A 5,948-nucleotide genomic window follows, 5' to 3' on the forward strand; every position below is an offset into this window, starting at 1 on the left:
CAGGTTGTAGTCGCCGCGGCGCGTCTCCTCGGTGAGCGGGTCGGACGTTGCGGTTCGATCGAGACCCGCTCGCCGATCCGGCCCACCGGAACACCGCCCCCACCGCGACCACGACTCCGGCGGCCTCGTGACCGAGCACGATCGGGGCGGTCACGACGAACTCCCCGATCCGTCCTTCGCGGTAGTAGTGGGCGTCCGATCCGCACACCCCCACGGTGGTCACCCGGACGAGGACGTCGCCGGGCTCCGGCGCAGGTAGCGGGCGCTCCTCCATCTCGATGCGGCCCGGTTCGAGCAGGACCGCGGCACGCATCGTGTCCGGGAGCGCCGGACGAACTGTTGTGTGGGTCACACTGCGATGCTAACGTACTGAGCAGATGCACGCACCCCTGAGCAGATGCTCACGGATCGAGACCCGAAGCCCGCCCGCAGCAGAGACCCGCTCGCACCGAGGAGAGCTCGTGACCGCCCCCGGCCCCACCCACAACCCGGACGTGGAGACCCCGGTATCCACCGAGGATCTCCGTCTCGCCGTGCGGGCCGCGACGCTCTACTACCTCGACGGCCTCACCCAGGCGGAAGTGGCCCAGCGCCTCGGCGTCTCCCGCCCCACCGCCGGCCGGCTCGTGGCGCGCGCCCGCGCCCAGGGCCTCGTGCGCATCGAAGTCACCGTGCCGCCCACCTGGCGCGACGATCTGCACGCCGAGACCGAACGGATACTCGAGGAGCGCTACGGACTCGTCGAGGCCGTCGTGGTGGGGCGCCGCGTCGACGACGCCGGCCCCATCGAGGACTCCGCGAGCTTCGCAGACCTGGGGCGCGCCGCCGCCGGCCTGCTCACCCGCCGCCTCCGCCCCTCCGACACCCTCGGATTCACCTGGGGGCCGGAGACCGTCGCCGTGGCGCAGGCCCTACCGGCGGGCGTCGCCACCTGCGCGACGATCGTGCAGCTCGACGGCTCCATCTCCACGAGCGCCTACCAGACCGGCACCGAGTTCGTCCTCGGCCGCTGCGCCGAACAGCTTCGGGCGCAACCTCTCCGGCTTCCCACACCGTTGTACGCCGATCCGTCCACGGTCTCCTCGATGCGCGCCGACTCGTTGATCTCCCGCACCCTCGAGGTCGGGCGCCGCGCCGAGGTGATGCTCTTCGGGGTGGGCGCGGTGTCGACCTCGACCACCCTGTTCGAGGGCAGCTTCCTCGACACCACGATGCTCCACGAGCTCGACGGTCTCGGCGCGGTCGGGGAGATCGGCGGCCGGTTCTTCCGCGCCGACGGCACCCCCGTGCACGGCGAACTGGAGACCCGCACGATGTCGGTGCCCCTCGACGACGTCCGCGACTGCCCCGCAACGATTCTCGTCACCGGCGGACAGTCCAAGCACCGCGCGGTGCTCGGTGCTCTCCGCGGGGGTCTCGCCACCATGCTCGTCTGCGACATCGCCTGCGCCCAGTACCTGCTCGACCATCCCGACCACGCCCTCGAGAACGGCACCATGAAGGACGAGGCACCACCGAAATGAGGTAGACCATCGTGCCTACAGCAAGGAGATCCATCCGCGCGGCCTCGGCAGGGGCCGTGGCCCTGAGCGTCGCACTGACCGGTTGTGCCGGTGCAGGATCGATCGGTACGTCCGGCCGCACCGTCACCATTGCGATGGTGTCGAACTCCCAGATGCAGGACGCACAGCAACTCGCGTCGCAGTTCGAGGCCGAGAATCCCGATATCGACCTGAAGTTCGTCACCCTCTCCGAGAACCAGGCCCGCGCCAAGATCACCGCATCCACGGCGATGGGCGGCGGCGAGTTCGACGTCGTGATGATCAGCAACTATGAAACGCCCCAGTGGGCGGAGTACGGCTGGCTCACGAACCTGTCGCCGTACATCGAGCAGACCGACGGCTACGACGCCGACGACATCATCCCGTCGCTGCGCGAAGCACTCTCGTACGAAGGTGACCTGTACTCGGTGCCCTTCTACGGCGAGTCGTCGTTCCTGATGTACCGCAAGGATCTGTTCGAGCAAGCCGGTATCACGCTGTCCGATCCTCCGACCTGGAACGAGGTCGCCGACGCCGCAGCACGACTCGACAGTCCCGACATCAACGGGATCTGCCTGCGCGGCAAGCCCGGCTGGGGCGAGCTGCTCGCTCCGCTCGACACCGTCATCAACACCTTCGGCGGACGGTGGTTCGACGAGGACTGGAATGCGCAGCTGAACAGTCCCCAGGTACGCGAAGCCGTGCAGTTCTACGTCGACCTCGTCCGCGAACACGGTCAGCCCGGTGCCGCGACGAGCGGATTCAGCGAGTGCGCAACGCAACTCGCGCAGGGACGGGTCGCCATGTGGTACGACTCCACCTCTGCCGTATCGACCCTCGAGGATCCCACGTCGAGCAACGTCGTCGGGAAGATCGGGTACGCGGCCGCACCGGTCCGGGAGAAGGACCCCTCCGGCTGGCTCTACACGTGGTCGCTCGGTATCCCCGCGAGCAGCGAGCACACCGAGGACGCCTGGAAGTTCATCGCATGGATGACCGACCAGCAGTACCTGCGGACCGTCGGTGAGCAACTCGGCTGGGAGCGGGTGCCTCCGGGCAGCAGGCTCTCGACCTACGAGATCCCTGAATACGCCGAGGCCGCCGCGGCCTACGGTCCGATCACCCTCGAATCCATCGAGGGAGCCGACCAGCAGAACCCCACGGTCGACCCCGTCCCGTACACGGGCATCCAGTTCGTGGCCATCCCCGAGTTCCAGGATCTCGGTACCCGGGTCAGCCAGCAGATCAGCGCCGCCATCGCCGGACGGCAGACCGTCGAGGAAGCCCTCGACCAGGCACAGAAGTACGCCGAGGCCGTCGGCGCGACCTACCGGGAGAAGCAATGACCGCAGCAGCAGCGCAGCGTCCCGCACCGGACGCCGACGCGCGCATCCGCTCCGTACGGGAGGCGAAGGAGGAAGGAGTCTCCCGAGCCGAGGGATGGCGCCGACGCGGACCCCTGCTCCCGGCCCTGATCTTCACGATCGTGGTCACGCAGATCCCGTTCCTGTTCACGCTGTACTACTCGACCCAGTCGTGGAACCTGGTCAGCCCCGGCTCCCGCCGGTTCGTCGGACTCCAGAACTACGTCGACGTCTTCCAGGACAGCCAGTTCTGGCAGGTCACGCTCAACACGATCGTCCTCATCGTCGGCACCGTGCTCATTTCGGTGATCCTCGGTCTGCTGCTCGCGTTGCTGCTCGACCGGGCGTTCCTCGGGCGCGGTATCGCACGGACGTTGCTGATCACTCCGTTCCTCGTCACTCCGGTCGCGAGCGCGCTGATCTGGAAGACGTCGATGTTCGATCCCGTCTTCGGCATCGTCGACTTCGTGCTCTCGCCCTTCGGGGTGGGCGAGGTGGACTGGATCAGCCGGTTTCCGCTGCCGGCGGTGATGGTCGCACTCGTGTGGCAGTGGACGCCGTTCATGATGCTGCTCATCCTCGCCGGCCTGCAGTCCATGCCCCGCGACATCCTCGAGGCCGGGCGGGTGGACGGCGCCGGGGCGTTCTCCCTGTTCCGCGAACTGACGCTGCCGCACCTGCGCCGGTTCATCGAACTCGGCACCGTTCTCGGCGCGATCTACCTGGTCAACACGTTCGACGCGATCTACATGATGACGCAGGGCGGCCCCGGCACGGCCAGCGCCAACCTACCGTTCTACATCTATCAGCGCGCGTTCCTCGGCTTCGACATCGGCCAGGCCGCGGCGATGGGTGTCGTGGTCGTCGTCGGCACGATCGTCATCGCCACCTTCGCACTGCGCCTGATCTTCACCTCGTTCACCGGCAAGGAGGAAGCGGCATGAGCACCACGGCCACGGAGCCGCAGGCTTCGGACACCACGGCACCCACCGGCCGTGTCATGCGCACGGCCCGCAAACGCAAGAACCGCAAGTTCAATCCCTGGGGCGTGGTCGCCTGGATCGCGGCGATCGGGTTCTTCTTCCCGGTCTTCTGGATGGTGCTCACCGCCTTCAAACAGGAGGCCGACGCCTACTCCGACCCACCGAAGTTCTTCTTCACCCCCACCCTCGACCAGTTCCGGGCGGTGTTCGAGACCGGAGTCGGCACGGCCTTGCTCAACTCGGCCTTCGCCACAATCGTCTCGACGGCCGTGGTCCTGCTGCTCGGCGTGCCTGCGGCCTTCGCGCTGTCGCTGCGGCCGGTGAAGAAGACCCAGGACGTGCTGTTCTTCTTCATCAGCACGAAGATGCTGCCCATCGTCGCCGCGATCATCCCGCTGTACGTGATCGTGGCGAATGTCGGCCTGCTCGACAACATCTGGGCGCTCATCATCCTCTACACCGCGATGAACCTGCCGATCGCGGTGTGGATGATGCGATCGTTCTTCCTCGAGGTCCCGGGTGAGCTGCTCGAAGCGGCGAGCATGGACGGGGCGAGCCTGTGGACATCGGTGCGGGAGCTGATCCTGCCCCTGGTCTCCCCCGGCATCGCCGCCACCGCCCTGATCTGCGTGATCTTCTCGTGGAACGAGTTCTTCTTCGCCGTCAACCTCACCGCCGTTCAGGCACAGACGATCCCGGTCTTCCTCGTCGGCTTCATCACCGGTGAGGGCCTGTACTGGGCACGGCTGTCCGCGGCCGCGACGATGGCGGCCCTGCCCGTCGTGCTCGCGGGCTGGCTCGCCCAGAACAAGCTCGTGCGCGGCCTGTCGTTCGGCGCCATCAAGTAGATCGACTCTCCCTCACCGGATTCCCTCACCAGCAAGGACTTCCATCATGGCCGACATCACCTACCGCAACGCCTCGTGCATCTACGAGAACTCCGACACCTTCGCGGTCGATTCGCTGAACCTCGACATCGAGGACGGCGAGTTCGTGGTCCTCGTCGGCCCCTCCGGCTCCGGCAAGAGCACCGCGCTGCGCATGCTCGCCGGGCTCGAGGACATCGACGAGGGGTCGATCTCCATCGGCGGCAAGGACATGACCGGCGTGCCGTCGAAGGACCGCGACATCGCGATGGTCTTCCAGAACTACGCCCTGTATCCCAACAAGACGGTCGCCGAGAACATGGGGTTCGCCCTGAAGATGCGCGGCGTGAGCGCGGACGAACGTCGCCGCAAGGTGGAGGAAGCAGCGAAGATCCTGGACCTCACGCCCTTCCTCGACCGCAAGCCGGCCAAACTGTCGGGCGGTCAGCGTCAGCGTGTGGCGATGGGACGCGCGATCGTGCGTGAGCCTCAGGTGTTCTGCATGGACGAGCCGTTGTCGAATCTCGATGCGAAACTGCGCGTGCAGACCCGCACCGAGATCGCGGCACTGCAGCGCCGTCTCGGCACCACCACCGTCTACGTCACTCACGACCAGGTGGAGGCGATGACCATGGGCGATCGCGTCGCAGTCCTGAAGAACGGAGTGCTGCAGCAATTCTCGAGCCCGACCGAACTCTACGACCGCCCCGCCAACGCCTTCGTCGCCGGGTTCATCGGCTCGCCGTCGATGAATCTGCTCACGGCGAAGGTCGTCGACGACGGTGTCGTCGTGGGTAACACCGTCATTCCCGTCGAACGCGCACGCATCGCGCGACTGCACTCAGCGGGCATCGAGGAGGTCACCGCGGGAATCCGGCCGGAAGACTTCGAGATCGCCGACGAGGGCGTCGAAGCCGTCGTCGAGCTCGTCGAGGAACTCGGCAGCGAGTCGTACCTGTACACGCGGGTGCCGGGCACCGGAAACCAGGTGGTCGCGCGTGCCCTGGTCCGCACCCCCGCCCGACTCGCCGACACCGTGCACCTGCGCAAGCGCGAAGGTACGGTGCACCTGTTCCACGTCGACACCGGAGAACGGGTGGGCGACTGACCGGGCGGCGCAAGGATCTCTGTGGGCGAGCAGAAGGAACGAAACTTGCGTCGATCTCGATGCCGGTTATGCTGCCCCGCATGATC

The 5,948-nt window shown here is 67.0% G+C and carries 5 protein-coding genes and 1 pseudogene; 5 read left to right on the forward strand and 1 reads right to left on the reverse strand.

What is annotated here, in order from left to right:
- Positions 1-313 (reverse strand): annotated as a pseudogene (locus tag R1101_RS26885) (alcohol dehydrogenase catalytic domain-containing protein); the annotation flags it as partial.
- Positions 314-461: 148 nt separating this feature from the next.
- On the opposite strand from R1101_RS26885, the gene R1101_RS26890 reads away from it, so the two are divergent.
- Genes R1101_RS26890 through R1101_RS0114615 form a run of 5 tightly spaced genes read left to right on the forward strand, consistent with a single transcriptional unit; the run spans position 462 to position 5,862 of the window.
- Entirely contained in the window at positions 462-1,523 is a 1,062-nt protein-coding gene (locus R1101_RS26890; protein WP_016934143.1) for a sugar-binding transcriptional regulator, read from the forward strand.
- Between the two features lie 11 nt (positions 1,524-1,534).
- A complete protein-coding gene (locus tag R1101_RS0114600) occupies positions 1,535-2,887 on the forward strand; it encodes an ABC transporter substrate-binding protein (RefSeq protein ID WP_232284760.1) in 1,353 nt (450 codons plus the stop codon).
- Positions 2,884-3,849: a carbohydrate ABC transporter permease gene (locus tag R1101_RS0114605; RefSeq protein ID WP_016934145.1), complete on the forward strand. Its 966-nt coding sequence runs from the start codon at positions 2,884-2,886 to the stop codon at positions 3,847-3,849. The genes R1101_RS0114600 and R1101_RS0114605 overlap by 4 nt, the downstream gene beginning before the upstream one ends.
- Complete coding sequence (locus R1101_RS0114610; protein WP_016934146.1) at positions 3,846-4,736, forward strand: carbohydrate ABC transporter permease; 891 nt, start codon at positions 3,846-3,848, stop codon at positions 4,734-4,736. The genes R1101_RS0114605 and R1101_RS0114610 overlap by 4 nt, the downstream gene beginning before the upstream one ends.
- A gap of 46 nt (positions 4,737-4,782) precedes the next feature.
- Positions 4,783-5,862 (forward strand): ABC transporter ATP-binding protein, encoded by a 1,080-nt coding sequence (locus tag R1101_RS0114615; protein WP_016934147.1) that lies wholly within the window; start codon positions 4,783-4,785, stop codon positions 5,860-5,862.
- Positions 5,863-5,948: the final 86 nt, after the last annotated feature.

Origin of the sequence: Rhodococcus sp. R1101, assembly GCF_000278445.1 — a bacterium.
Taxonomy (GTDB): Bacteria; Actinomycetota; Actinomycetes; order Mycobacteriales; family Mycobacteriaceae; genus Rhodococcus; species Rhodococcus gordoniae.

Excerpts from the sequence above, each read along its gene's own strand:
- R1101_RS0114605 (WP_016934145.1), top strand. The coding sequence starts at position 2,884 with ATGACCGCAGCAGCAGCGCAGCGTCCCGCACCGGACGCCGACGCGCGC.
- R1101_RS0114610 (WP_016934146.1), top strand. The coding sequence starts at position 3,846 with ATGAGCACCACGGCCACGGAGCCGCAGGCTTCGGACACCACGGCACCC.
- R1101_RS0114615 (WP_016934147.1), top strand. The coding sequence starts at position 4,783 with ATGGCCGACATCACCTACCGCAACGCCTCGTGCATCTACGAGAACTCC.